At 71.1% G+C, this 23,989-nt stretch carries 24 protein-coding genes; 8 read left to right on the plus strand and 16 right to left on the minus strand.

What is annotated here, in order from left to right:
* Positions 1-3: 3 nt before the first annotated feature.
* Positions 4-468, plus strand: a complete 465-nt coding sequence (locus QWU11_RS01385) for an Lrp/AsnC family transcriptional regulator (protein WP_290103329.1) — start codon at positions 4-6, stop codon at positions 466-468.
* Here QWU11_RS01385 and xylB read toward each other — a convergent pair.
* Complete coding sequence (gene xylB / locus QWU11_RS01390; protein ID WP_290103092.1) at positions 465-1,853, minus strand: xylulokinase; 1,389 nt, start codon at positions 1,851-1,853, stop codon at positions 465-467. The two genes, QWU11_RS01385 and xylB, sit on opposite strands and share 4 nt — an antisense overlap.
* Complete coding sequence (xylA, locus tag QWU11_RS01395) at positions 1,850-3,001, minus strand: xylose isomerase (protein WP_290103093.1); 1,152 nt, start codon at positions 2,999-3,001, stop codon at positions 1,850-1,852. Before xylA ends, xylB begins: the two co-directional genes overlap by 4 nt.
* A 93-nt stretch (positions 3,002-3,094) precedes the next feature.
* On the opposite strand from xylA, the gene QWU11_RS01400 reads away from it, so the two are divergent.
* A complete protein-coding gene (locus QWU11_RS01400) occupies positions 3,095-4,321 on the plus strand; it encodes an ROK family transcriptional regulator (RefSeq protein WP_290103094.1) in 1,227 nt (408 codons plus the stop codon).
* Here the strand turns inward: QWU11_RS01400 and QWU11_RS01405 are convergent.
* Positions 4,308-4,913 carry a hypothetical protein gene (locus tag QWU11_RS01405; RefSeq protein ID WP_290103095.1) on the minus strand — a complete coding sequence of 202 codons (606 nt, stop codon included), beginning with the start codon at positions 4,911-4,913 and terminating at the stop codon, positions 4,308-4,310. The two genes, QWU11_RS01400 and QWU11_RS01405, sit on opposite strands and share 14 nt — an antisense overlap.
* A gap of 130 nt (positions 4,914-5,043) precedes the next feature.
* Here QWU11_RS01405 and QWU11_RS01410 point away from each other — a divergent pair, with 130 nt between their 5' ends.
* Entirely contained in the window at positions 5,044-5,499 is a 456-nt protein-coding gene (locus tag QWU11_RS01410) for a hypothetical protein (RefSeq protein WP_290103096.1), read from the plus strand.
* A 47-nt stretch (positions 5,500-5,546) separates the two neighbouring features.
* Here QWU11_RS01410 and QWU11_RS01415 read toward each other — a convergent pair whose 3' ends face one another.
* The 4 genes from QWU11_RS01415 to QWU11_RS01430 form a co-directional block, all read right to left on the minus strand.
* Positions 5,547-6,482, minus strand: coding sequence for a trypsin-like peptidase domain-containing protein (locus QWU11_RS01415; RefSeq protein WP_290103097.1), 936 nt, complete (start codon positions 6,480-6,482; stop codon positions 5,547-5,549).
* 234 nt (positions 6,483-6,716) lie between these two features.
* A complete protein-coding gene (locus tag QWU11_RS01420) occupies positions 6,717-7,025 on the minus strand; it encodes a hypothetical protein (protein ID WP_290103098.1) in 309 nt (102 codons plus the stop codon).
* Between the two features lies 1 nt (position 7,026).
* Positions 7,027-7,605 (minus strand): DUF6232 family protein, encoded by a 579-nt coding sequence (locus QWU11_RS01425; RefSeq protein WP_290103099.1) that lies wholly within the window; start codon positions 7,603-7,605, stop codon positions 7,027-7,029.
* 54 nt (positions 7,606-7,659) lie between these two features.
* Positions 7,660-8,508: an amidohydrolase family protein gene (locus tag QWU11_RS01430; protein WP_290103100.1), complete on the minus strand. Its 849-nt coding sequence runs from the start codon at positions 8,506-8,508 to the stop codon at positions 7,660-7,662.
* Positions 8,509-8,557: 49 nt separating this feature from the next.
* Between QWU11_RS01430 and QWU11_RS01435 the strand changes: the two genes are divergently transcribed.
* On the plus strand, positions 8,558-9,406 hold the full coding sequence (locus QWU11_RS01435; protein WP_290103101.1) for a PaaX family transcriptional regulator C-terminal domain-containing protein: 849 nt from the start codon (positions 8,558-8,560) through the stop codon (positions 9,404-9,406).
* 78 nt (positions 9,407-9,484) lie between these two features.
* Here the strand turns inward: QWU11_RS01435 and QWU11_RS01440 are convergent, their stop codons facing one another.
* The 4 genes from QWU11_RS01440 to boxC all read right to left on the minus strand — a co-directional run bounded on the left by QWU11_RS01440 (position 9,485) and on the right by boxC (position 14,992).
* A complete protein-coding gene (locus QWU11_RS01440) occupies positions 9,485-10,318 on the minus strand; it encodes a DUF1206 domain-containing protein (RefSeq protein ID WP_290103102.1) in 834 nt (277 codons plus the stop codon).
* Positions 10,319-10,398: 80 nt separating this feature from the next.
* The gene (locus tag QWU11_RS01445; RefSeq protein WP_290103103.1) at positions 10,399-11,958 is read right to left on the minus strand and encodes a benzoate-CoA ligase family protein; all 1,560 of its coding nucleotides are present in this window, start codon (positions 11,956-11,958) and stop codon (positions 10,399-10,401) included.
* Positions 11,959-11,971: 13 nt separating this feature from the next.
* On the minus strand, positions 11,972-13,387 hold the full coding sequence (boxB, locus tag QWU11_RS01450) for a benzoyl-CoA 2,3-epoxidase subunit BoxB (protein WP_290103104.1): 1,416 nt from the start codon (positions 13,385-13,387) through the stop codon (positions 11,972-11,974).
* Positions 13,388-13,390: 3 nt separating this feature from the next.
* Positions 13,391-14,992 (minus strand): 2,3-epoxybenzoyl-CoA dihydrolase, encoded by a 1,602-nt coding sequence (gene boxC, locus QWU11_RS01455; RefSeq protein ID WP_290103105.1) that lies wholly within the window; start codon positions 14,990-14,992, stop codon positions 13,391-13,393.
* Positions 14,993-15,136: 144 nt separating this feature from the next.
* Between boxC and QWU11_RS01460 the strand changes: the two genes are divergently transcribed.
* The 3 genes from QWU11_RS01460 to QWU11_RS01470 all read left to right on the plus strand — a co-directional run bounded on the left by QWU11_RS01460 (position 15,137) and on the right by QWU11_RS01470 (position 17,374).
* Positions 15,137-15,589 carry a peroxiredoxin gene (locus tag QWU11_RS01460; RefSeq protein ID WP_290103106.1) on the plus strand — a complete coding sequence of 151 codons (453 nt, stop codon included), beginning with the start codon at positions 15,137-15,139 and terminating at the stop codon, positions 15,587-15,589.
* 54 nt (positions 15,590-15,643) lie between these two features.
* Complete coding sequence (locus QWU11_RS01465) at positions 15,644-16,150, plus strand: WYL domain-containing protein (protein WP_290103107.1); 507 nt, start codon at positions 15,644-15,646, stop codon at positions 16,148-16,150.
* Between the two features lie 264 nt (positions 16,151-16,414).
* On the plus strand, positions 16,415-17,374 hold the full coding sequence (locus tag QWU11_RS01470; protein WP_290103108.1) for a hypothetical protein: 960 nt from the start codon (positions 16,415-16,417) through the stop codon (positions 17,372-17,374).
* Positions 17,375-17,379: 5 nt separating this feature from the next.
* Here the strand turns inward: QWU11_RS01470 and QWU11_RS01475 are convergent, their stop codons facing one another.
* The 3 genes from QWU11_RS01475 to QWU11_RS01485 are packed head-to-tail and all read right to left on the minus strand — an operon-like array spanning position 17,380 to position 21,371.
* Positions 17,380-19,059: an AMP-binding protein gene (locus QWU11_RS01475; RefSeq protein WP_290103109.1), complete on the minus strand. Its 1,680-nt coding sequence runs from the start codon at positions 19,057-19,059 to the stop codon at positions 17,380-17,382.
* Positions 19,056-20,324 carry an acyl-CoA dehydrogenase family protein gene (locus tag QWU11_RS01480; protein ID WP_290103110.1) on the minus strand — a complete coding sequence of 423 codons (1,269 nt, stop codon included), beginning with the start codon at positions 20,322-20,324 and terminating at the stop codon, positions 19,056-19,058. The genes QWU11_RS01475 and QWU11_RS01480 overlap by 4 nt, the downstream gene beginning before the upstream one ends.
* Positions 20,325-21,371 (minus strand): phosphotransferase family protein, encoded by a 1,047-nt coding sequence (locus tag QWU11_RS01485; protein WP_290103111.1) that lies wholly within the window; start codon positions 21,369-21,371, stop codon positions 20,325-20,327.
* 71 nt (positions 21,372-21,442) lie between these two features.
* Between QWU11_RS01485 and QWU11_RS01490 the strand changes: the two genes are divergently transcribed.
* Complete coding sequence (locus QWU11_RS01490; protein ID WP_290103112.1) at positions 21,443-22,087, plus strand: helix-turn-helix domain-containing protein; 645 nt, start codon at positions 21,443-21,445, stop codon at positions 22,085-22,087.
* A gap of 669 nt (positions 22,088-22,756) precedes the next feature.
* Here the strand turns inward: QWU11_RS01490 and QWU11_RS01495 are convergent.
* Positions 22,757-23,164, minus strand: coding sequence for a hypothetical protein (locus tag QWU11_RS01495; protein ID WP_290103113.1), 408 nt, complete (start codon positions 23,162-23,164; stop codon positions 22,757-22,759).
* Positions 23,165-23,244: 80 nt separating this feature from the next.
* Positions 23,245-23,877: a TetR/AcrR family transcriptional regulator gene (locus tag QWU11_RS01500; RefSeq protein ID WP_290103114.1), complete on the minus strand. Its 633-nt coding sequence runs from the start codon at positions 23,875-23,877 to the stop codon at positions 23,245-23,247.
* Positions 23,878-23,989: the final 112 nt, after the last annotated feature.

A 23,989-nucleotide genomic window follows, 5' to 3' on the forward strand; every position in this document is an offset into this window, starting at 1 on the left:
GCGATCCCCTGCGGATCAGCACCTGTTCGTGGTCGAGGGGGGACATACGGGCAGTCCAACCGCGAGCTCGCCCGCAAGGCGGGTGTCGCGCCCTCCACATGTCTCGAACGCGTGAGGACGCTCACCCGCCGCGGCGTCATCCGCGGCTACCACGCCGAGATCAACCCGGCCGCGCTCAACCGCGGCGTGCAGGCGATGGTGTCAGTGCAGGTACGCCCGCTCAGCCGCACCGTCATCGACGCCTTCCAGCAGTCCGCGAGCGCCATGCCCGAGGTGCTCAGCGTCTTCGTCCTGGGCGGCGGCGATGACTTCCTCCTCCACGTCGCCGTCCAGGACCTCGACCACCTGCACGCCTTCCTGCTCGACCGCCTCAGCAAGCGCCGGGAGATCGCGGGCTTCCGCACGTCAGTGATCTTCCAGCAGGTGCACGACGCGGCGCCCGTCAGGCTCCCGGACGTCCGCGCCTAACCGCGGCGCAGCACGTGCTCGCGCGCCTCGGCGTACCGCTCGCGGATCGCGGGTGCCGGGTCGGCCTCGTACGTCGTGAGCCCCTTCCTCGTCCAGCGCGGCGGTTCCGGCCGCTCCGACAGCGCCCACGCGGCCTGTACGGCCGCGCCCTCCGCGACGTACTCGCCGGAGGGGGGCACCAGCACCGGCCGGCCGAAGACGGTCGGCGCGATCCGGCGTACCGCGTCCGAGCGCGCCGCGCCGCCGATCAGCAGGATCCGCTCGGCCCGTACGCCCTGGGCGAGCAGCGCGTCGAGGCCGTCGGCCAGGCCGCACAGCATGCCCTCGATCGCGGCGCGCGCCAGGTGGGCCGGGGTGGCGGTGTCCAGGCGCAGGCCGTGCACCGAGCCGGTGGCGTCGGGGCGGTTCGGGGTCCGTTCGCCCTCCAGGTACGGCACGAGCACGAGGCCGTCCGCGCCCGGGGGCGCCGACAGGGCCAGCCGGGACAGCTCCTCGTGGTCCACGCCGAGCAGACGCGTCGCGGCGTCGAGGACGCGCGCGGCGTTGAGCGTGCACACCAGCGGCAGGTAGCGGCCCGTCGCATCCGCGAAGCCGGCCACCTCGCCCGCCGCGTCGGCGGACGGCTGCTCCGCGACGGTGAAGACCGTGCCCGACGTGCCGAGGGACACGACCACGTCGCCGGGGCGCAGGCCGAGGCCGAGCGCGGCGGCCATGTTGTCGCCGGTACCCGCCGACACGAGGGTGCCCGACGGCGTACGGCCCGCAGGCTCGGCCGGGCCGAGGACGCGCGGCAGCGCCGGGACGCGATCGGCGGCGAGTTCCAGCAGGTCAGGCCGGTACTCGCCCGAGGCGGGCGACCAGTAACCGGTGCCCGAGGCGTCGCCGCGATCGGTCGTGAACGACCCGGTCAGCCGCCACGTCAGGTAGTCGTGCGGCAGGCACACCGAGGCCGTACGGGCGATCGCGTCCGGCTCGTGCCGGGCCAGCCACCGCAGCTTCGTCACGGTGAACGACGCGACCGGCACGCTGCCGACCGCCGTCGCCCACGCGGCCGGGCCGCCCAGCTCGGCCACCAGGTCCTCGGCCGCGCCGGCCGAGCGCGTGTCGTTCCACAGCAGCGCCGGGCGTACGACCTCGCCGTCCTCGGTCAGGCACACCATGCCGTGCTGCTGCCCGCCCACGCCGAGGGCCGCGACGTCGTCCAGCCCCCCGGCCGCCTCAAGCGCCGTGTTCAGCGCCGTCCACCACGCGGTGGGGTCGACCTCGGTGCCGTCCGGGTGCGGCGCCTGTCCCGTACGGGCGATGGCGCCCGTCTCGGCGTCGGCGACGACCACCTTGCACGACTGGGTGGAGGAGTCGACCCCCGCGACGAGCGTCCGGCTCACTCCCCGCCCCGCGCGCCGATGAGGTGCTCGAGCGCGAGCTGGTCGAGCCGCTCGAAGTGGTATCCGCGGGCCGCCGCCTCATCCAGGTCGAACGTGTCGTCCGCGAGGTTGTCGTAGGTCTCGCCGGGGGCGAGCGTCGGCACGGCCAGCTCCTCGACGCGCGAGGCCGCGAGCGCCTCCTGCACCTCCGGGTCGGCGCGGAACGCCCGCGCCCGCTCCTTCAGGATCAGATAGGTGCGCATGTTCGCCTCGGCGGAGGCCCACACGCCCGAGATGTCCTCGGTACGGGTCGGCTTGTAGTCGAAGTGGCGCGGGCCCTCGTAGCCGCCGTTCTCCAACAGGTCGACGAGGAAGAACGCGCTCTTGAGGTCGCCGTGCCCGAAGACCAGGTCCTGGTCGTACTTGTTGCCGTGCTGGCCGTTGAGGTCGATGTGGAAGAGCTTGCCGTGCCAGAGCGCCTGGGCGATGGCGTGCACGAAGTTGAGCCCGGCCATCTGCTCGTGCCCGACCTCGGGGTTGAGGCCGACCATGTCGGCGTGCTCCAGCGAGCCGATGAAGGCCAGCGCGTGCCCGACCGTGGGCAGCAGGATGTCGCCGCGCGGCTCGTTCGGCTTGGGCTCCAGGGCGAACCGGATGCCGTAGCCGCGGTCGGTGACGTACCCGGCCAGTGTGTCGATCGCCTCGCGGAACCGGTCGAGCGCCGCCCGTACGTCCTTGCCGCCGTCGGTCTCGGCGCCCTCGCGGCCGCCCCAGAACACGTACGTCTCGGCGCCCAGCTCGGCGGCCAGGTCGAGGTTGCGCATCACCTTGCGGAGCGCGTAGCGGCGGATGTCGCGGTCGTTGGAGGTGAACGCGCCGTCCTTGAACACCGGGTGGGTGAACAGGTTGGTGGTGGCCATCGGCACGACCAGGCCGGTCTCGTCGAGCGCCTTGCGGAAGGAGGCGATCGCGCGGTCGCGGTCCGGCTCGACCGCGAGGAGGTCGTCGTCGTGGAAGGTCACGCCGTACGCGCCGAGCTCCGAGAGGCGGTGGACCGCCTCTACCGGGTCGAGCGGCGGGCGGGTGGCGTCGCCGAAGGGATCGCGCGCCTGCCAGCCGACCGTCCAGAGGCCGAAGGTGAACTTGTCCTCGCGTGTGGGCTGGAACATGCCGTCTCCTTAATTCGTACGCAACCTGGACTAATTAAATCGTGCAGGCCCGAGGTGTCAACACGGGGGCCGCTGCAGGTTTAGTCTGTTTCGATGCACCATGAGGTGATCCCCGTACGCCACGGCACCATGCGCGAGCGCAACCTGGCCGTCGTGCTCGGTGAGATCTCCCGCCGCCAGCCGGTGAGCCGCGCCCGCCTGGCCGAGTCGACCGGCTTCACCAAGACCACCGTCTCCAGCCTCGTCGCCTCCCTGTCCGTCGCGGGACTCGTCCGCGAGGACGGGCCCGTACGCGACGGGGAGCGCGGCCGGCCGGCCACGGCGGTCTCGCTCAACGGCGACCGGGTGGCGGGCCTCGGCCTGGAGATCAACGTCGACTACCTGGCCGCCTGCGTGCTCGACCTCGGCCGCCGCATCCGGCACCGGCACATCGTCGCCGCGGACAACCGGGGCCGCCCGCCCGAGCAGGTCATCGCCACGCTGACCGGCCTCGCCTCCCAGGCCATCGCCGCGGCGGGTTCGCAGGGGCTGTCGGTGGCGGGCACGGTCGTGGCGCTGCCGGGCGCCCTCGACCGCTCCGGCCGGCGGCTGCGCACCGCGCCCAACCTGGGTTGGAGCGACGTCGCCGCGGGTGATCTGCTCAGCGCGGGCCTGCCGTCGCTGCCGCTGCCCGCCGACTACGACAACGAGGCCAACCTCGCCGCGCTGGGCGAGCTGTGGTTCGGCGACGGGCCGGCGCTGGGCTCGTACGTCCATGTCTCGGGAGAGATCGGCATCGGCGCGGGCATCGTCGTGGACGGGCGGATCTTCCGGGGCGCGCACGGTTTCGCGGGGGAGCTGGGCCACATAGTCGTGTCGCCGGGCGGCCCTCTGTGCGCCTGCGGCGGCCGCGGTTGCCTGGAGCAGGTCGCGGGGCAGGAGGCGATCCTGCGCGCCGCCGGCATGGCCTCGGCGACGGCGACGTCCTCGGCGAGCCCGGACGGCCCGCTGTCGGCGCTGGTCGCCCGGCTGGAGGAGGGCGACGAGCGGGCACTGGCGGCGGTACGCCGGGCGGGGGAGTCGCTGGGCCAGGCCCTGGCCGCGGCGGTGAACCTCCTCGACCCGGACACGATCGTGCTGGGCGGCATCTTCTCCGGCCTCGCGCCGTGGGCCCGCCCGGCGGCGGAGGCGGCGCTGGCGAGCGGCGCCGGACTCGTACGGGACTCGCCGCCGCGGATCACGGTGTCCCGGCTGGGCGGCGACGCGGCGGCGCTGGGCGCGGCGTCACTCGTGGTCGAACGCGTCCTGGACGACCCGGCGAGCCTGCTCAGCGTGGGTTAGGCGGGTTCGGCCCGTACGGGCCGGGTCCGTAGGGGCCTGGTTGCGGGCCGTAGCCGGGTGGGCTCCACTGACCCGGTGGGCTCCACTGACCGGGTGGGTTCCACTGACCGGGTGGCGGGCCCCACGGTTGCGGCGGGCCGCCGGGCGGATCGCCGGCGCGTACGCGGGCGACGCGGATCGCGGTCAGGCCCGCCGCCACCACGATGACGATGACGACGTTGACCCAGAAGATCGTTCGCGCGCCGGTGAAGTAGCCGGTGAACAGGTGCACGCTGAGCGGCAGGTCCTTGGCCACGAAGTAGACGGCGACGGCGAGCTCGTCGGCGATGATCCCCGAGACGACGCCGGAGACGGCCGCGACGGCGGCGAGGCCGTAGTGGCGCGGCCGGGTGAGGAACATCGCGCCGCCGGCCACCCCGCCGATCAGCAGGGCGAGGACGAGGCTGACGACGTCCGAGGTCGACCGGGAGTGGATCAGCTCGCCGAACGCGAGGACGAGGTCGATCACGAATTCGAGGAGGCCGCTCAGGAAGAACCCGAGTACGACGATCAGCGCGACGTTCGCGGGGCGCCGCGGGGGAGTCTGGATCACGCGGGGTTCCTTCCGTCGCCCGCGATTATGCCGTCATATCAGGCCGTACGGCCGTTCTCGTGCAACCTGATACGGCGGTCGAGGCATTCATGGCGTGAACCGTTGTCTCGACCGGAGAGGACTCTCGCCCATGACCCAGATCGACGCCGTCCCCGCTCCCTCGACGCAGCGGCCACGCCGGCGGCGGGTCGTATCCGTCACCGCGGCGGCGGCGGTGGCCTGCGCTGCCGGCATCGCCTATTTCGTCCACGCCGGCCGGTCGATCACTGTCAGAGGGACCGTGACCATCACCGAGAACGTCGTCGGCGGACGGACGTGCCTGGGGGCACAGGGCGACGAGGACCTGATCGAGGGCGCGGCGGTGGTCGTCCGCGCGCCGTCCGACGAGATCGTCGCGAGCGGATGGCTGGAGGAGGGCGTCGGCGGCGACCTGATCGACGGGAACGCGCAGACCTGCCGGTTCGCGTTCGCGGTGGCGGGCGTGCCACGCGAGGACTTCTACCGCGTCGTGGTGGGCCGCCGGGCTCCCGTGGTGTTCACCTATGAACAGGTCGCCGGGCGTACGGTCACCGTGCCGACGCGCTGAGGCCTGGACATCGACCTACCTCGGTCAGAGCCCACAGCGCCCGATGCTCACCCGCGTACGCCGGTGAGCTCGACCGGCTCGGCGATGACGTCGACCATCGCGCCGTTGCGCAGGACGGTGAGCTGCAGCGGCCGGCCGATCGCGGAGGCGAACAGCAGCCGCTGCAGGCTCCGCGCGTCGGTCGTCGCGCTACCGCCGGCGCTGAGCAGCAGGTCACCGGCGCGCAGCCCCGCGCGGGCGGCCGGGCTGCCGTGCGCGACCTCGACGACCCGCAGCGCCCGGCGTACGCCCGTGCGGGCACGGAGAGGGCTGGGTACGGGCGCGGGCGTGGTGACCAGCCCGAGGTAGGCCCGCCGAACCCGCCCGTCCCGCATGAGCGCGCCGATGATCCGCTGGGTGGTGTCGTTGATCGGCACCGCCAGCCCGAGCCCGATCCCGGCCACCGCCGTGTTGATCCCGACGACGCGTCCGCCGGCGTCGGCGAGGGCGCCGCCGGAGTTGCCGGGGTTGAGCGCGGCGTCGGTCTGGATCACGTCCTCGATGAGCCGCGTGGCCGCCCCGTCGTGGGCCGGAAGCGACCGCCCGAGCGCGCTGATGACCCCGGCCGTGACGGACCCGGCGAGCCCGAGGGGATTCCCGACGGCGACGACGAGCTGCCCGACGACGAGCCCGGCACTGTCCCCGAGAGCGGCGGGCTCCGGGGTGTCCCCATTGGCCCTGATGACCGCGAGATCGGAGAGCGGGTCGACCCCGACGACGGTGAACGAGGTGTCGTCCCCATCGGCGAACGCGGCCGAGCCTTCACGAGCACCCCCGACGACGTGCGCGTTGGTGAGCAGGAACCCGTCGTCGGTGAACACGACGCCCGAGCCGGTGCCCTCACGCCCACCATGCCGAACACGAAGACTCGCCACCCGCGGAGTCAGGTCCCGGGCGACGGAGGAGACGACCTGGGAGTAGGCGTCAAGAGGTTCGCTGGACATCACACCTCCAGATGATTACATCATTACACCTCAACTCTCGGAGGTGGAGATGTCTTCCCTCTGGAGGAACGATCGCGGGTGCGGCCGCCGCCCGTGGGTCGCCGGCCCGGCCGGCGTAAATCCTTCCCTGTGGCAGATGGCAGGGGCTCTCGCCATCTGCCGGGTGGGCTCAGGCCGACGTATTGCGTACGGTCCGCTGCCGGCGATGTCGGCGGGCGGCGGATGTCGTGGACGTCACTGAAAAGCCGCGCTGAGAAGATTGGCCAGCGTGCTGCCTATGATCTCTCGAACAACCTCAGGTGCGCCTGTCCTCATCATGTGTTCGAGCCGTCCAAGATGTCCTCGCTGGCTCTTGATCTCCTCGTCGGCTCCCCGTGCGTCGAGTATGGCACCGCTTTCCGACATGAAGCCCTTGGCCTGCAACTGTCGGATGAGGAAGTCCCGCTCACGGGCCACGTCGGCCGAGAGGCCCTGGTTGACGATCTTGCCGGTGTTGTGGGTGCCGTGCACGTTGATCTGGTCGCCGCCGAAGTGGTCGCCCACTTTAGAGCACCCGCTTTCCCGTGTTGTTGGATCCATGCACGTTTATCTGGTCGCCTTCGACCTGGCTCAGGTGGCTGATGCTATAGACGACCGGCCGATCGGGCGGGTTGTCGATCGCGGCGACGAGGCTGTTGTAGAGGTTGAAGATCGGATCCCAGTATTCACTCGACACCGCGAAGACCGGCTCCCCGGTGCTCTCCAGGAGAAGAATGAACTTCCGCTTCCGGCTCAGGATCTGGATCAGCTGTACGACATAATAGAAGGTCAACGCGAACAGCATGAAAGAGACGAAGATCAGAGGAGGGAATGCGAAGGTGAATGTGAACGTCGATATGGCCGAGAACAAAGAGAGGGCCAATTTCCGTAACACGCTGAACGCGGATCGGAAATTCGGGTTCCAGGTGAACACGCTGATCCGTGCGATGTTGTGCAGCTGGTAGGCCTCGGGGGGCTCGCTGATCGTCAGTGTACGACTATTCACTTGAATGAATCGGTTTCTGACCTGTCCGGCTGGAGAGCCCATGTCGCCACCGTAGCACTCAAGTCCGACATGAATAGGGATTTTGATAACCAGGGTCAACCGAAAACAATATCGGAAATGACCTTATCCAAAATGACTGTAATGCCCAATTAGTCAGAGGTTGTAGACCCGGGTCGCGTTGCCGCCCAGGACCAGGCCGGCCGTCTCCTCGTCCGGGCACAGCTTGGCGACCGCGCGGGCGTTGGCCGCGATGCCCGGGACGCCCGGCCAGTCGGTACCGAAGATGAAGCGCCTCGCCAGCCGCCCGAACGGATGCCGCGCGTAGTACTCCGGCAGTCTCCGCGGCGGCAGGCCCGACAGCTCGATCCACACCGTCTCCCTCGACAGCGCCAGGAACGCCGCCGCGTCGTACCACCAGCCCCGCCCGCCGTGGGCCAGCACCACGTTCAGCGTCGGGAAGTCGCGCAGCACCTCGTCCAGCAGCACCGGGTCCGCGTAGCCGTTCGTCGAGCCCGGGAAGCTGCTCGTCCCGCAGTGCACCACCACCGGCACACCCCGCGCGCGGCATACCTCGTACGCCGGGTACAGCGCCCGGTCGTTGGCCGCGAAGCCACCATGCACCGGATGGAGCTTCAGCGCCACCGCCCCCAGAGAGAGCTGGCGTTCGACCTCGTCACCGACCGGATAGTGCAGGTGCGGGTTGAGGTTCGCGACCAGCCGCATGCGGCCCGGGTCGTGCGCGGCCAAGGGCAGCAGGTCCTCGATCGGCTGGATGCCCGTGGCCTTCGGGCTGTACTCGCACAGCATCAGCGCGATGTCGACGCCCTCGTCGTCCAGCAAGGCGCCGAAACCGGACGGTACGGGCGTGCCGTCCGCGTCGTACACCCGCTCGATCGCCGTACGGTCGCCGAAGTCGGCCGCCCACTCATGCCAGGCCGGCTTCAGCGTCGGCAGGCGGGCCGGGTGTGTGTGGGCGTCCACGAGCAGATGACCGTCGAGCACGACCACCATTGTTCTACTCGTGGGCCATGGTGCACCAGGGATATGTAGAGTGAAACACGTGACCGCCGTACGCCCCACGCTGACCAGACGGCACGCCGTGGGGGAGACGAGCGCACGTTCCCTTCTCCTGACCGTTCTCGGCGAGTTCGTGCTGCCCGAGGACGAGCCGGTCTGGACCTCGACGATCGTCGAGGTGCTCGACAACCTGGGCGTGGAGGAGAAGTCCGCCCGCCAGGCCCTCGCCCGTACGGCCGCGGACGGGTGGCTCGCCTCCGAGCGGGTCGGGCGCAGCGTCCGCTGGTCGCTGACCCCCTCCGGGCGCCGGCTGCTCACCGAGGGCGCGGAGCGCATCTACGCCTTCGGCACGCCCCGGCCGGCCTGGGACGGCCTCTGGCTGATCCTGTACGTCTCGGTGCCCGAGTCCAAGCGGCGGCTGCGGCACAAGCTCCGTACCAAGCTGACCTGGGCCGGGTTCGGCTCGCCCGGCCCCGGCATGTGGATCTCGCCGCTGCCCGAGCGGGAGGCCGAGGCGCTCGCCGTGGTCGAGGGGCTCGGCCTGGGCGGCGGGGCCATGTCGTTCACCGCCAGGTTCGCCGCGGTCGGCAGTCAGCCGGAGATGGTCGGCCGGGCCTGGGACCTCGACGCCGTCGCCGCGCAGTACGCCGGTTTCGTCGGCACGTTCGGCGACCTGCGCCCGGCGACGGCGCACGACACGATGCTCGCCCAGAGCCGCCTCGTACACGAGTGGCGCCGGTTTCCCTTCCTGGACCCGCGGCTGCCCGCCGAGCTCCTGCCCGACGCCTGGATCGGCGACCGGGCGCGCGAGCTGTTCGCCGAGCTGCACGCCGAATGGGCGCCCGGCGCGCTGCGCCGCTGGCGCGAGCTCAGACGCGAGTGACGGCCGTCCCGGTCGCATCGGCTTCGGTCAGCCCAGGGACTGCCGATGCGGACCAGGACGGCCGCCACGTCAACGGCTCTACACGCGGCGCCAGCGCGCCTCACAGAACGAATAGAGACCGAAGACCATGAGGCCGACGGCGACCAGGACCAGCAGCAGCGGCCCGGCGCCGGTGTGGGCGAACTCCCGCAGGGTGCCGTCCACTCCCTTGGCCTTGTCGGGGTCGTAGGTGAACCCGGCGTAGGCGAGGAAGACACCGGCCGCGGCGTAGACCACCGCGCGTGCCGTCAGGCCGATGACGCCGACCGTCTTGACCGCCTTCTGGACGGCCGGGCTCATCTGGTGCGTGTTCAGCTTCTTCTCGAACTTGGTCCGCATGGCCCGTACGGCGATGCTGACGCCACCGGCGATCAGGCCGAGCCCGACGAGCAGGACCAGCCAGCGGCCCAGCGGGATGTCGTGCATCGCCTTGCCGCTCCAGTCCTTGGACTTCTTGTCACTGGAGCCGGGGCCGCCCGCGCCGATGATGAACGCCACCGTGCTGGCGCAGACGACGGAGTAGAAGATCCCGCGGACCAGGGACATGAGGCGCTTGGTGGCCTTGTCCCCGTCCTCCGTGGCCTGGCCCCAGATGACCTCGCTGAACCTCCACAGCGCCATCCCGGCGAGCCCGGCGGCCAGCAGCCAGAGCAGGATCGTGCCCCCCGGTGTCTGGGCGACGGTCTGCAGCGCCCCCTGGCGGTCGGCCTCCTTGCCGCCTTCCTTGCCGAAGGCGATCTGGACGGCCAGCGCCCCGACGAGGATGTAGATCACACCACGCGCGGCCAGCCCGGCCCGGCCGAGCATCCGGATCGCCGACCGGTGCGACACCCCGTTGCCGGCGGCCCTCGCACGCGCACCTTGAGCGGTCATGGGTAGTACCTCCTGAAGTCTGCACCCAGATCCCCCACAGGGAGGGCCTCAAACGTCGGGCACGGTCAGGAGGGCTCTTTTCAGGAGGTCACGCCGCTCTCCCGCAACGCGTCACGCAGGATGTAGCGCTGGATCTTTCCGGTCGCCGTCGTCGGCAGGGTGTCCAGGAAGAACACCGCGCGCGGGCGCTTGAACGAGGCCAGTCCCTCGCGGCAGAACGCGATGACCTCATCCTCGGTCAGCGAGGAACCCCCGGCCCGTACGATCCCGGCGACCGGTTTGTCCAGTCCGTCGCCGTCGGGCACCGCGACCACGACCGCCTGGGCGACGCCCGGATGCTCCAGCAGCCGCGCCTCGACCTCGCTCGGCGAGACCCAGATCCCGCCCGCCTTGATCATGTCGTCGGAGCGGCCGAGGAAGCGCAGGCTGCCGCCCTCGTCGACGTACGTGTCGCCCGTACGGAGCCACTCGCCCTGGAACACCCGCCGCGTCACCTCCGTACGGCACCAGTAGCCGGTGGCGATCGAGTCGCCACGCACCATGAGGTGACCGGGCGTCCCCGGCGCCACCTCGGCGCCGGCGTCGTCGACGATCCGCACGTCATAGCCGGGGACCGGAGTGCCGGTGGTGCCGGGACGCACCGCGCCGGGGCGGTTGGAGACGAAGATGTGCAGCGCCTCGGTGGCGCCGATGCCGTCCAGGATCTCCACGCCGAACCGCTCGCCGAACCGCCGGAAGATGGGCGCGGGCAGCGGCTCGCCGGCCGAGACCGCCTGCCGTACGGAGGAGAACGTCTCGGGCGGCAGGTCGGCGGCGAGCAGCGCGGCGTAGAAGGTCGGGACACCGAAGAACAGCGTCGGCCGCTCGGCGGGGTCATCGGGGCACAGACGCTCGGCGATGAGCGCGGGCGTCGGACGGGACGGCTCGAGTACGGCCGATGCGCCCGCCGCCAGCGGGAAGAAGCAGGAGTTGCCGATGCCGTACGCGAAGAACAGCTTCGGCACCGACAGGCAGCGGTCGCCGGGCCGGATCCCGAGCACCTGCGCGCCGTAGGTCTCATAGACCGACCGGATCGAGGCGTGCCGGTGGACGGCGGCCTTCGGCAGGCCGGTCGTGCCGGAGGTGTAGAGCCACAGGGCGCTGGAGTCGGGGCTCGTGGGGTACGGGTCGCCGATGCCGTCGTTGTCCGCGACCTTGGCGAGCAGATGGCTCTGCGCCCATTCCGGCGCCTGCGGCGGCGTGTCGCCGGTGAGCAGGAACGCGGCCAGGTCGGGTGCCAGCCGCGCGGCCTCCTCGGCCGCCGCGGCGAACTCCGCGCCGGCCGCCAGCACGCGGGCGCGCGAGTCGCGCAGCACCTCGGCGAGGTCCTTGGCCGTCATCATGGTCGACACGGGCACCGGCACCGCGCCGGCGCGCATCGCACCGAGGATGAGCGCGAGCATGTCGGGGGAGTCGGGCATGTAGATCAGGACGCGCTCTTCGGGCCGTACGCCCAGGCCGCGCAGGCCCGAGGCCATGCGGCGCACGCGTTCGAGCAGCTCGGCGTACGTGAGGGTCCCGCCGGGCCCGGTCACCGCCGTGCGGTCGCCGCCCCCGGACTCCACGTGCCGGTCGACGAGGTAGGTGCAGGCGTTGAACACCGCATCACGCCCTTTAGAGGAAGTGGACGTACTCGTAGTCGAACGGCTTGCCGTTGATGCCGTTTCGCGGGGGTTCGAGCCAGCTCGCGATCTTACCGGGCTCGTACACGGGGCGCATGAGAGAAGCGACGAACGCCTTGTCCGTGCCGGTCGGCAGCCAGGCGCTCTTGCGCGCGTTCCACTCGCCGTCCGTCAGCATCTCGCCGGAGGGCGAGGCGTTGACCGCGGAGAAGGCGCCGACGTAGCGGTTGAAGGCGCGGTGCGGCAGTGCGAGCCGGTGGGGGAGCCCGGCCTCCTCGAGGATGCGGTTCCAGCGCTTGACGCCGCTCTCGCAGTCGGTGACGTACTCCTCGCGCAGGTCGGTGTTGAGCGCGGTCAGCGCCTCCACCTCGACCCTGGCCGGCCGCCCGTCCTCGACCGTGTCGACGTACGCGCCGGCGTCGGTGAGCCGGTGGTCGTCCTTGCGGCGCTCCTCCTGCCAGCGGCCCTTCAGCCCGGCGGTGAAGTAGTTGGCGACGTTCGTCGAGGTCTCGCCGCCGAACAGGTCCAGGCTCACGCTGTAGTGGAAGTTGAGGTACTTCTGGATGACGTGCAGCGGGATCGCGCCGTGCGGCCCGGCGTCGTCGGTGTCGTGCTCGACCATCAGCCGTGCGGTGCGCGCCACCACGCGGTCGACGCCCGTGGTGCCCACGAACATGTGGTGGGCCTCTTCCTTGAGCATGAACTCACACGTGCGCGACAGCGGGTCGAAGCCGCTCTCCTTCAGCGTGCCGAGCTGGTACTTGCCGTCCCGGTCGGTGAAGTAGGTGAACATGAAGAACGACAGCCAGTCCGGCGTCTCCTCGTTGAACGCGCCCAGGATGCGCGGGGAGTCCTCGCTGCCGGAGTTGCGGCGCAGCAGCTCGCCCGCCTCCTCCCGGCCCTCGCGGCCGAAGAACGCGTGCAGGAGGTAGACCATCGCCCACAGGTGACGGCCCTCCTCGACGTTGACCTGGAAGAGGTTGCGCAGGTCGTACAGGCTCGGCGCGGTGTGGCCGAGCCGGCGCTGCTGCTCGACGCTCGCCGGCTCGGTGTCGCCCTGGATCACGATGAGCCGCTGCAGCGCCGAGCGGTACTCCCCGGGCACCTTCTGCCACGCCGGCTCGCCCTTGTGCTCGCCGAACGCGATGCGCCGGTCGGGGCGCGGGTCGGCGAGGAAGACGCCCCAGCGGTACTCGCTCACCGGCACGTGGCCGAAGTGCGCCCAGCCCTCACGGCCGACGTTCACCGCCGTACGCAGGTAGACGTCCTCGGTCGGGAGCTCGGGGCCCATCTCGGCCCACCAGTCGCGAAACCCCGGCTGCCAGGACTCCAGCGCCCGCTGCAGCCGCCGGTCGTCGGCCAGCCCGACGTTGTTCGGGATCTTCTCCTGGTAGTCCGCTGTGCTCATCGGTCAGACCCTCTTACGGTCGAAAGTCGCTCTTTTGCCGGTGCCGTACTTGCTGAGGGCGCCGTCCGGACCGGCCGCGCCGGGCCGGGTGAAGATCCAGTTCTGCCAGGCGGAGAGACGGCCGAAGATCTTGGACTCCAGCGTCTCCGGGCCGGCGAACCGGTGGTTGGCCTCCATGCCGGTGAGGGCGTCCGGGCTGAGGGAGGCACGCTCCTCCAGCGCGATCCGGATCTCGTCCTCCCAGTCGATGTCGTCCAGGGCGAGCGTGACCAGGCCGTACTCGTCGGCCTCCGCCGAATCGAGGCGTCGTCCCCGTACGTCGCGCGGCGGCTCGTCCTCGCCGCAGAAGCGCGACGCCAGCCGGGTCAGGCCGTTGGCCATGGGGTACGCGCCGAAGTTGGCGTCGGTGACCACGATCGCCGCGCCTTCGAGCATGTACTGCCGGTCGCACGCGAGCGCGATCTCCAGCAGCGGGCCGGCGAAGCAGCTTCCGGGCTCGATGAGCGCGACCAGGCTGCGGCTCGTGACGTCGAGCCGCTTCAGGGTGCGCTTGTAGTAGTGCCGGATCTCGTTGGTGAGCCAGTCCTTGCCGCCGGTCATCGACTCCTCGTACGCGAGGACCGCGTCGGCGTCGCCCTGGGTGCGGAACACCCACGTGCCGCGCTCCGGCTCGTTGGTGCGCAGCCAGAGGATGAGGTCGTCGAGCTCACGGGTCATCGCGAGCGGCCAGAAGCCCGCGTCGATCGCGGCGGGCGGCTCGTCGCGCGGGCCGCGGATCGTGATGTCGACACGGTCCTCGCCCAGCTCGGCGGTCACGTGCGTGTACGCGACGCGGTCCGGGGTGATCTCCGGTTCGAGCAGGGGCAGCGCGACGCCGTTCTCGCCCGTACGGGCCGACGCGGCGGCCGCCTCACGGGCCCGCTCGCGTACGGTCTCCTCGAACCGGCTGCGCGGGATCGCCTCGTCCACCAGGCGCCACTCGACCGCGGCGCGGCCCTTGACGCCTTCGGGCCGGGTCGCGAAGACGTCGGCGCGGTCGCGGCGGACCCGGCGCTTGTCCACGACGCGGGTCAGGCCGCCCGTGCCCGGCAGCACGCCGAGCAGCGGCACCTCCGGCAGCGAGACCGCCGCGGACCGGTCGTCGATCAGGAGGATGCGGTCGCAGGCCAGCGCGATCTCATAGCCGCCGCCCGAGGCGGTGCCGTTGACCGCCGCGAGGTAGGTCTGGCCGGAGTGCTCGGTCGCGTCCTCGATGCCGCAGCGCGTCTCGTTGGTGAACTTGCAGAAGTTCACCTTCCAGGGGTGGCTCGACGCGGCCAGCATGCGGATGTTGGCGCCGGCGCAGAAGACCTTGTCGTCACCGCTCGTGATGACGACCGCGCGTACCTCGGGGTGTTCGAACCGCAGCCGCTGCACGGCGTCGTACAGCTCGATGTCGACGCCGAGGTCGTAGGAGTTGAGCTTCAGCTCATAGCCCGGGCGCAGGCCGCCCCGCTCGTCGACGGCCATCACCAGCGTCGCGACGTCACCGTCGAACTCCAGGCGCCAGTGGTGGTACAGGTCGGGCCGGGTCTGGAACGAGACCGGTGGCTGTGAGCCGGGCATGGCATCCTCCTCGCTGGGAATCATTCTAAGCTTCCATCGAGCTGCGTCCAGGATTTGTAGAAAATCTCGGCTGCTTCAGAGGGGCCTTGTCCGGCATCGTTATGCTCATCCGCGTTGACGCTCATGGGCGGAGAGGACGGCAGGATGAAAGCTGGAGACCTGGTTCCGGACTTCGAACTTCTCGACGACGAGGGGACGCCGCAGACGCTGAGCGGCTACCTCGCGAAGGGACCGGTGGTCCTCTTCTTCTATCCGGCGGCGCTGAGCAGCGGGTGCACCGCCGAGACCTGCCACTTCCGCGACCTGGCCAAGGAGTTCGGCGACCTCGGCGCGCAGCGCGTGGGGATCAGCCCGGACGAGGTCGACAAGCAGCATGAGTTCTCCTCCAAGCACTCGTTCGACTATCCGCTGCTGTCCGACCCCGATGGCACGGTGTCCCGGCAGTTCGGCGTACGGCGGAAGTTCGGCCCGCTGCTGACCCGGCGCAGGACCTTCGTCATCGACACCGACCGGCGTCTGCTGGAGGAGATCTCGAGCGAGTTCCGCATGAGCGTGCACGCCGACCGGGCCCTGGAGATCCTGCGCGAACGTAGCTGAGAAGTGGCCGTCGCGGCACGTCAAAGTGTCAGTGGTCGAACGTATTATCGAAGTATGGCCGAGAACGCGTTGTTCCCGATCCGCACCCTCCCGAGCCTGACCGCCGCCGAGATCGCCGCCCTCGGGCTGTCGCTCGCCCACCTGGGCGCCGGCCCCCAGTCCGCCACCGCACGCCGCGCACTGCGGCACCTGTTCGATGACATGGAGGCGCCGACCGACGTCATCGCGACCACGCTCGCCACGCTGACGAGCCCTCTCGACCCGGCGACCGCACGCCGGGCCCGCACCGCGGCCGGCGCCATCACCGCACGGCTGGTCGTCCGCCTTCACTACGCCGACGCGCGGGGAGACGTGACGATCCGCGAGGTGGAGCCGGTGACCTGCCTGGTGCACGGCGACCACTGGTACCTCGTGGCCTGGTGCCGCCTCCGGAAGGGCGTACGGGCCTTCCGCTTCGACCGCATGCTGGCGGTCGAGGCCACGGAGATCCCCGCCCGCCCTCACCGCGCCGAGCGCTTCCTCCCGTTCCAGCCGCGGCCGAAGGCGCTCGCGACGAACTGATCCGCCGAGCATCCGGGCGCGGAGCCGTCCCGCGCCCGGATCGGTCAATCGCGCGGTGGAGTTCTCTGACGCGAGCCTGTCGTCTGCCCGAATCCCCCGAGGAACGGGGATGAGGACGACGCGCATTTGCCCCGTTCGGGGAGCAGGCCGTACGGTGCCGACGGGTGTCCCGTCGACGGGACGAACCGCGCGACTTCCGAATTGTGTTCCTCGCGCTCTCTTGCGACTCTTGGCCGGCCCCAACGGCCCCAGGAAAGCGAGAAGATGTTCTCCCGAATTGTCGTCGCGACCGTCGTCGTGACCGCGTTCACCGCCGGATGCGGCAAGGACGGCGGAACGCCCGCGCAGGGCCCGTCGGTGAAGGTCACGCCCGCGGTGAAGACGCTCACCCTCGCCCAGGCTCAGGCCGTGCTCGGCAACTACGAGAAGGTCAACAACCAGGCGAACGCCAAGGTCTCCGACGCGCTCCTGCGTTCCAACGAGACCGGGCCGATGCTCGAGGCCGACCTGGCGGCCAACAAGCGCATCCGGGCCAAGAAGGAAAAGAAGATCAAGCCGTTCGTCTACCACAAGCCGCAGTTCTTCATCCCGCGCGGCGTCAGCCCGGCCTGGTTCGTGACGACCGCCGTCGCGACCAGCGGCGGTACGGAGTTCCTCGTCTTCGTCGACGCCGGCGGCGGCGCGTACAAGGCGGCCGAAGGCCCGTGGCTCGCCAAGGGACAGAAGGCACCGACCATCGCCCGCGGCGCGGACGGCTCCGCCACGGCCGTCACGGCCGGGCCGGCCCTGAAGATCGGCACCCGCTACGCCACCTACCTCACGGCCGTCGCGGCCGGCCGGCGCGCCCCGGGCGGGCTCGCCTCCGGGCCGCTGACGACACCGCTGGCCAAGGGCTGGGCCGCCTCGGTGAGGAGGACCAACGGCGGGCACCGGTGGAGCGGCGGCGTGAAGTGGACGCCGCGGGCCGAGCCCGTCTACGCGCTGAAGACGGCCGACGGCGGCACACTCGTCATCGACGCCGCGAACCAGTCCGAGACCTATGCCGCGACCGGGCCGAACGTCTGGTTCCGTCCCGACAGCAGCTTCTTCGGGCTCGGCCCCGAGCGCTACTACCAGCGATTCTCCGGCGAACGGGGTTGGGAGGTCGCCACGTACGTCCCGGCGCGAGGCCGCGCCTCCGTCCTGGCCGACGCCGTTCACCCCCTCTCCGCCACGGGAAGCTGATCCCCTCAGCCGAGGATCTCTGTACGGAGGCGCGTCTTGAGGATCTTGCCGCCGGGGTTGCGCGGGAGTTCGCCGTCGCGGAACCACACGTGCGCCGGGACCTTGAACGCCGCTATCCGTGAGCGGAGGAAGGCGCGCAGCTCATCGGCCTCCAGCGACGTCCCCGGCCGCAGGCACACCACCGCGCCGACCTCCTCGCCCAGCTCGTCGTGGGGGACGCCGATGACCGCCGCGTCGGCGACCGCGGGGTGCTCGTACAGCGCGGCCTCGACCTCGGCGCAGTAGACGTTCTCCCCGCCGCGGATCAGCATGTCCTTGGCCCGGTCGACGATGTACACGAACCCCTCGTCGTCCACGCGTGCCAGGTCGCCGCTGTGGAACCAGCCGCCGGCGAAGGCCTCGGCGGTGGCGTCGGGGCGGTTCCAGTAGCCGCGGATGATGTTCGGTCCCTTGATGAGCAGCTCGCCCACCTCGCCGACCGGCAGCTCGTCGCCCGCCGGACCGACCACCTTCACGTCGCACACCGCCACCGGCGGGCCGACGCTGTCGGGGTGGGACAGGTAGTTCACCCCGGAGTTGTACGTCGTCACCGACGAGGTCTCGGTCAGCCCGTACCCGTTGCCCGGGACGCGCTCCGGCAGCAGCTCCTTGATCTTCTCCACGAGCTTCGGCGGCGCCGGCGCACCACCGTAGGTGACCCCGGTGAGGCTGGAGGTGTCGTACTTGTCGAAGGCGGGGGACGTGAGCACCTGCCAGGCCATGGTCGGCACGCCGCCGAACATCGTGACGCGTTCGCGCTCGATGAGCTCCAGCGCCCGCTCCGGGTTCCACTTGCGCATCAAGACGATCGTGCTGCCCGCGAGGGCGCTGGCCACGAGGACCGAGTGGCAGCCGGTCGCGTGGAAGAACGGCACGCTCAGCAGCGACACCCGGCGTGTGGTCGCCATGACCTCCTCCAAGTCGGCGCCGGCACGCAGACCGGCCGCCGCCATCGCGTACGCGAGGCTGATCGGGTTGGTCGTGATGTTGCGCTGCGTGCCGAGCGCGCCCTTGGACCGGCCGGTCGTGCCGGAGGTGTAGAAGATCGTGGCGTCGTCGTCCGGTTCGATGGCGACGTCGGGCAGGATGTCGCCGACCTCGCCGAGCACCGACTCGTACGCCTCCACGCCCTCGGGCGGCGTGCCCGAGCCGCGTACGACGATCGTGGGGACGCCGAGGCCGGGCAGCACGCCGGCGAGCCGCTCGACCCGCTCCTGGTCGGCGACCAGAAGCGTCGCGCCGCTGTCCTTCAGGCCGTACTCCAGCTCCGGCGCGGTCCACCACGCGTTGAGCGGCACGACGACGGCGCCGGCCGCGGCGGCGCCGAAGAAGGCCACCGACCACTCGGGGAAGTTGCGCATCGCGATCGCGACCCGGTCGCCCTTGCGCACGCCGTACCGCTCGACCAGGCGGCGGGCGAAGGTCGAGGCGCGCCGGAAGTGCTCCTCGAACGTCAGCCGGTCGTCCTCGTACACCAGGAACGTCGCGTCGCCGTGAAACCGGGTGATCTCCAGGAGCGAGCGCAGCGTGGGCAGGGCGTTCTTCCAGACGCGCGTACGGACGCCGTGGATCTCCACCTCGTCCATCTCGAACAACCGGCCCGGCGCGGTCACCGCCGCGCGTGCCTCTTCCAGACTCAGCATCATTCGACTCCGTACTTCTCGCGAGCGGCGGCGATCTTGTCCGGCAGGTACTCGGTGGGCCATGGCCCGGGAGAGGGTTCGTACCCCCGCAGCACCCGGCGCGCGATCGAGGACTGGTGGACCTCGGTGGGGCCGTCCATGATCCCCATCAGCGGCGCGGCCTGCCAGAGCCGCGCCAGGGGAGTGTCGCCGGAGACGCCGAGCGCGCCGTGGATGTGCATCGCCCGGTAGACCACGTCGTGGAAGACGCGCGCGGCGGCGACCTTGCAGGCGGCGATCTGGGTCCGCGCCTCCCGGGTGGAGGACTGGTCGATCAGCCAGGCCGTGTGCAGGATCAGCAGCCGGAACTGCTGGATCTCGATGTAGGAGTCGGCGATCGCGGCCTGGACGAGCTGCTTGCCGGCGAGGTTGCCCTCGTGGGTCTCGCGTGACAGCGCCCGCTCGCACATCATGTCGAAGGCCTTCTTGACCGCCGCGACCGTACGCATCGCGTGGTGGATCCGGCCGCCGCCGAGGCGTGCCTGGGAGATGGCGAACGCCCCGCCGACCTCGCCGAGCAGCGCCTCGGAGCCGACCGCCGCGTCGTTGTAGCGGATGTGCGCGTGACCGCCGTCGCCGCGGTGGCCCATCGTCGCGATGTTGCGCACGATCTCCACGCCCGGGGTGTCGGTCGGCACCAGGAACATCGACATCCGCTGGTACGGGTGGGCGTCCGGGTCGGTGACCGCCATGACGATGAGGAACGCGGCGTTCGCGGCGTTGGAGGTGAAGTACTTCTCGCCGGTGATGACCCAGCCGTCGCCGTCGCGTACCGCGCGCGTCCGGAACAGGCGTGGGTCCGAGCCGGCGTGCGGCTCGGTCATCGAGAAGCCGGAGAAGCACTCGCCGTCCAGCAGCGGCTTGAGGTAGCGCGTCTTCTGCTCCTCGGTGCCGTACATCGCGATGATCTCGGCGTTCCCGGTGTCGGGCGCCTGGCAGCCGAAGATCACCGAAGCCCAGGGCGAGCGGCCGATCAGCTCGTTCATCAGCGCGAGCCTGAGCTGGCCGTACCCCTGACCGCCCAGGTCGGGGCCCAGATGGCAGGCCCACAGGCCCTGCTCGCGCACCTGGGCCTTCAGGGGCTCGACGATCGCCCGCAGCTCCTCGCCGAGCGGCTCGTAGGCCTTACCGCCGTAGACCAGGTCGAGCGGCTCGACCTCGTCCCGGATGAACGTGTCCATCCAGTCGAGCTTGGCCTGGAACTCAGGCTCGGTCGAGAAGTCCCACATTCACGCCTCCATGAAAACGCGGGCACGGGCGAACAGCCCGAGCGTCGTCGCGTGCAGCAGGTCGCCGACGTCCTTGGCCGCCTTGCCGGCGTACGCGCGGGCGTGCGACCCCTCCAGCACGATGCCGAGCTTGAAACAGGCGAGTACGGCGTACCAGTTCAGCGCGGACAGGTCGCGGTCCGTACGCGCGGCGTACACCTCGACCAGCTCGTCCGTGCCCGGCAGGCCGCCCACCGCGCCGATCGCGCCGGCGAGCTTGTCGGTCTCCCCGCCCGGCCAGGTCGCGACCAGCCAGCCGAGGTCGAGCAGCGGATCGCCGATCGTGCACATCTCCCAGTCGACGATCGCCGCGACCCGCGGGCCGCCGAAGTCGTACAGCAGGTTGCCCAGGTGGTAGTCGCCGTGCATGATCCCGGGCCGCCACTCGCGCGGGCGGCGCTCCTCCAGCCAGGCCGCGACCTCCGCGACGCCCGGGATGTCCGGCCCCGGATAGCCGGCGAGCGCGCTGTAGGAGTCGAGCTCGGCCAGCCACCGGCCGACCTGGCGTTCGAGGAAGCCCTCCGGGCGGCCCATGCCGCCCAGCCCGACGGCCGTGTGGTCCACCGCGCCGAGCTCGGCGAGCGCGGCGGCGGCCTCCAGGCCCATCCGGTGACGGATGGCGGGGTCGGCGGCGTGCGGGCGGGGCAGCATCGTCGTGGGGTTGAAGCCGCTGATCGACTCCATGAGGTAGAAGACCGCGCCGCCCATGACCTTCTCGTCGTCGCAGGCCGCGACCAGGCGCGGAGCGCGTACGCCGGTGCCGTCGAGCGCGGCGAGCACGCGGGCCTCACGGCGCAGCGCGTCGTTACTCTTGGGCCGCAGGTGCGCCGGCGGGCGGCGCAGGACGTACTCACGGTCGCCGCGCCAGAAGCGAACCAGGATGTTCTGCGTGCCGCCGCCGAGGCGCTCGACCCTCTCGAACGGGCCACCGGGCAGCGACCGTCCGTCCATCCAGTCCGCCAGAACGCCGAAGTCGACCAGTGCCGCGTCGATGTGATCAGGCTGCATCCAGGGGGAACCTCCGCGCCGTGAGCTTATGATTCAGCTGCATTAAAGGTCAATGTGGTTCAATTTCCCGCGTGGGCGCGGCCGGGCGTGAGACGCGAGAACGTCTGATCGAGACGGCGGAACGCCTCTTCGCCACGGAAGGCGTCAACGGCGTCAGCCTGCGCGAGATCGTCCGCGCCTCGGGCGCCCGCAACGTGACCGCCCTGCAGTACCACTTCGGCGACCGCCGGGGCCTGCTGCGCGCCGTGCTCGAACGGCATCACCGCGACGTGGAGACGGCACGCCACACGCTGCTCGACGCGTACGAGGCGGGCGGCGAGGCCGATGTGCACGCCCTGTCCGGGGCCCTGGTGCGCCCACTGGCGGCCAAGCTCGCCCATCCGGGCGGCCGCGCGTACCTCCAGATCCTGGGCGAGCTGGTGAACCGCCCGGAGCCGGTCATCGGCCGGGCGAGCGTGAGCGACCCGGCGGACAGCACGTACCGCTGGCGCGAGCTGACCGGCCCGCTGCTGGAGGAGGACGCCACCCGCCTGCACCGCAGGTTCGTGGCGGTGCGCTTCACGATGGTGGAGCTGGCCCGCCGCGCGCAGTCCGGCCCGCACACGGACGACCGCCTGTTCGCCAGCCACCTGGTCGACCTGGTCACCGCCGTACTGCTCGCCCCGCTGTCTCCCCAGACCCGCCGCCTGGCCGCCGAACGCGACCGCGGCGCCTGACCCGGCTACGCCGAGAGGGGGCAGGCGGGAGGCCTTCCGTGACGGACGACGGCGGCCGTGACCGCCTCCGAGGATGGTGCGACGTCACCGCCTCGGAAGGAACCATGAACAGCCTCTCCATCGCTGGAACCGTCTCGTGACGCCGCCCGACGGTCGCCGGATCCGCCGTGACGTGGCGGGGTGGCGGGCCGGCGCGGACCGCGATCGGCCGCGCTCACGGCCGGCACCGGGTGTTCCTAAGCGCCACGTGCGCGGCGCTGGTCCTGACCGCCGCCGGCGACGAGGCTCCCGGCCACGACAAGCCCGGCCCCTTCATCGACCTCGCGTTCGCCGTGGCGGTGGCGCTGGTCCGGCGGCCGTCCAGTGGGCCGCCGACCCGTCCACGTTCGACGACGCGCCCTTCGGCGCCGCGTTCCCGCCGGGCATCGCGTTCACCGTCGTGTTCGGGCTGCTGATAGTGCTCACGGCCCGCTGGTGGTGGCACGCCGTCTTCGGGGCGCTCATCGCGTTCCGGATCGCCGGCATCGGCACTCGTCGCCGGGGTCCTCAGCATGATCAAAGCCCCGTCCCTCGCGGATCGCCCCGGCCTGACCGGGTACGGCTGTCGGAACGGTGGTCGAACGTGCGCGAGCGCCTGGTGAAGCGGGATGCCGGACATGCCGTCGGGCCTCAGGAGGCGGCCCGTACGTGGTCGCGGATGTGCTCCGCCCACGTCTCGGGGGAGTCCACGGGGCTGAAATGTCCCGTGTTCTCCATGATGTGCAGGTCGTAATCGCTGTAGTGGTCGTCCAGCGTGTCGCTCCATTCCGTGGGGAAGAGCGCGTCGCCGTCCGGCCACAGGATGGTGACGTTCTTGGAGAACCTGTCACCCGGCGCCGGTCTGGTCTCGTTGGCGTAATAGGTGATGGGGTTGCCCTCGGGGTGGCGGAACCACATCACGCCGGCCAGGAAGGCGCCGGGCGCCGAGTGGTTCTCGGTGAGGTGGTCGAGGAGCTCGACCAGGGAGTGCGCCAGGTCAGGGCGCCTCACGGCGATGGTCTGGACGGTGAAGCTGCCCACGTCGTACCCGCACAGCACGGCGTCGCCGATGCCCAGCTCGTCGATGAGCGCGATGACGCCGTCGACCTGGCCGCTGAGCGAGTTGGAAGTCCCGTGCTCTATTCGACCGGGTCGGCGTCCGCCGTCTGCGGCGTGACGCCGACGAGCTTGGTGAGGAAGCGGTCGACCTGCTCCTCCAGGGGCGGCCAGGGCAGGTCGGGCTGGTTGACGCGCATCGAGACGCTGCCGTGGACGGCCGCGCGCAGGTCCAGGGCGACCGTCGCGGCGTCGCCGGGCGGGGCCAGGCCCGCGTCCATGCAGCGCTGGACCGCCGCCGTGGTGCGTTCGGCCTGGTCCTCCTTGAAGGCCATCGACGTGCGCCGGTTGAGGGTGCTCTCGTGCATGACCTTGTACAGGCCGGGATGGACGTGGGCCCACGAGCCCGGCAGGAGCACACGGGCGCGGAGTGCGGCGGTCGGGTCGGTGCCGCTCGCCTCCGCCTGCTCGATGCCGCCGGTCAGCTCACGGTGGCAGCGCTCCAGCGCGGCGAGCACCAGGGCGTCCCGGTCCTCGAAGTGGATGTAGACGGACGTCGCGGCGATGCCGACCTCGCGGGCCACCGCGCGCAGGGACAGGGCCTGGTCGTCGGCCAGGTCGTCGAGCATCTGAAGGGCGGCGGACACGATGTCGTCTCGCAGGCGTTCGCCCTGGCCGCGGGGGTTGCGGCCGCGGGACGGCGAAGGCGCGTTCATGGCCGGCCATTGTAGTCGCGCGCTCGGTTACACTACAGTTGTAGCACAACGGGTGTCCGGTTACGAGGGCCGGAGAGCCGGCGGACGCTCGGGCCGCCGTTCGAGCTGCACG

Origin of the sequence: Actinomadura sp. DC4 (assembly GCF_030406325.1) — a bacterium.
Classification (GTDB): Bacteria; Actinomycetota; Actinomycetes; order Streptosporangiales; family Streptosporangiaceae; genus Actinoallomurus.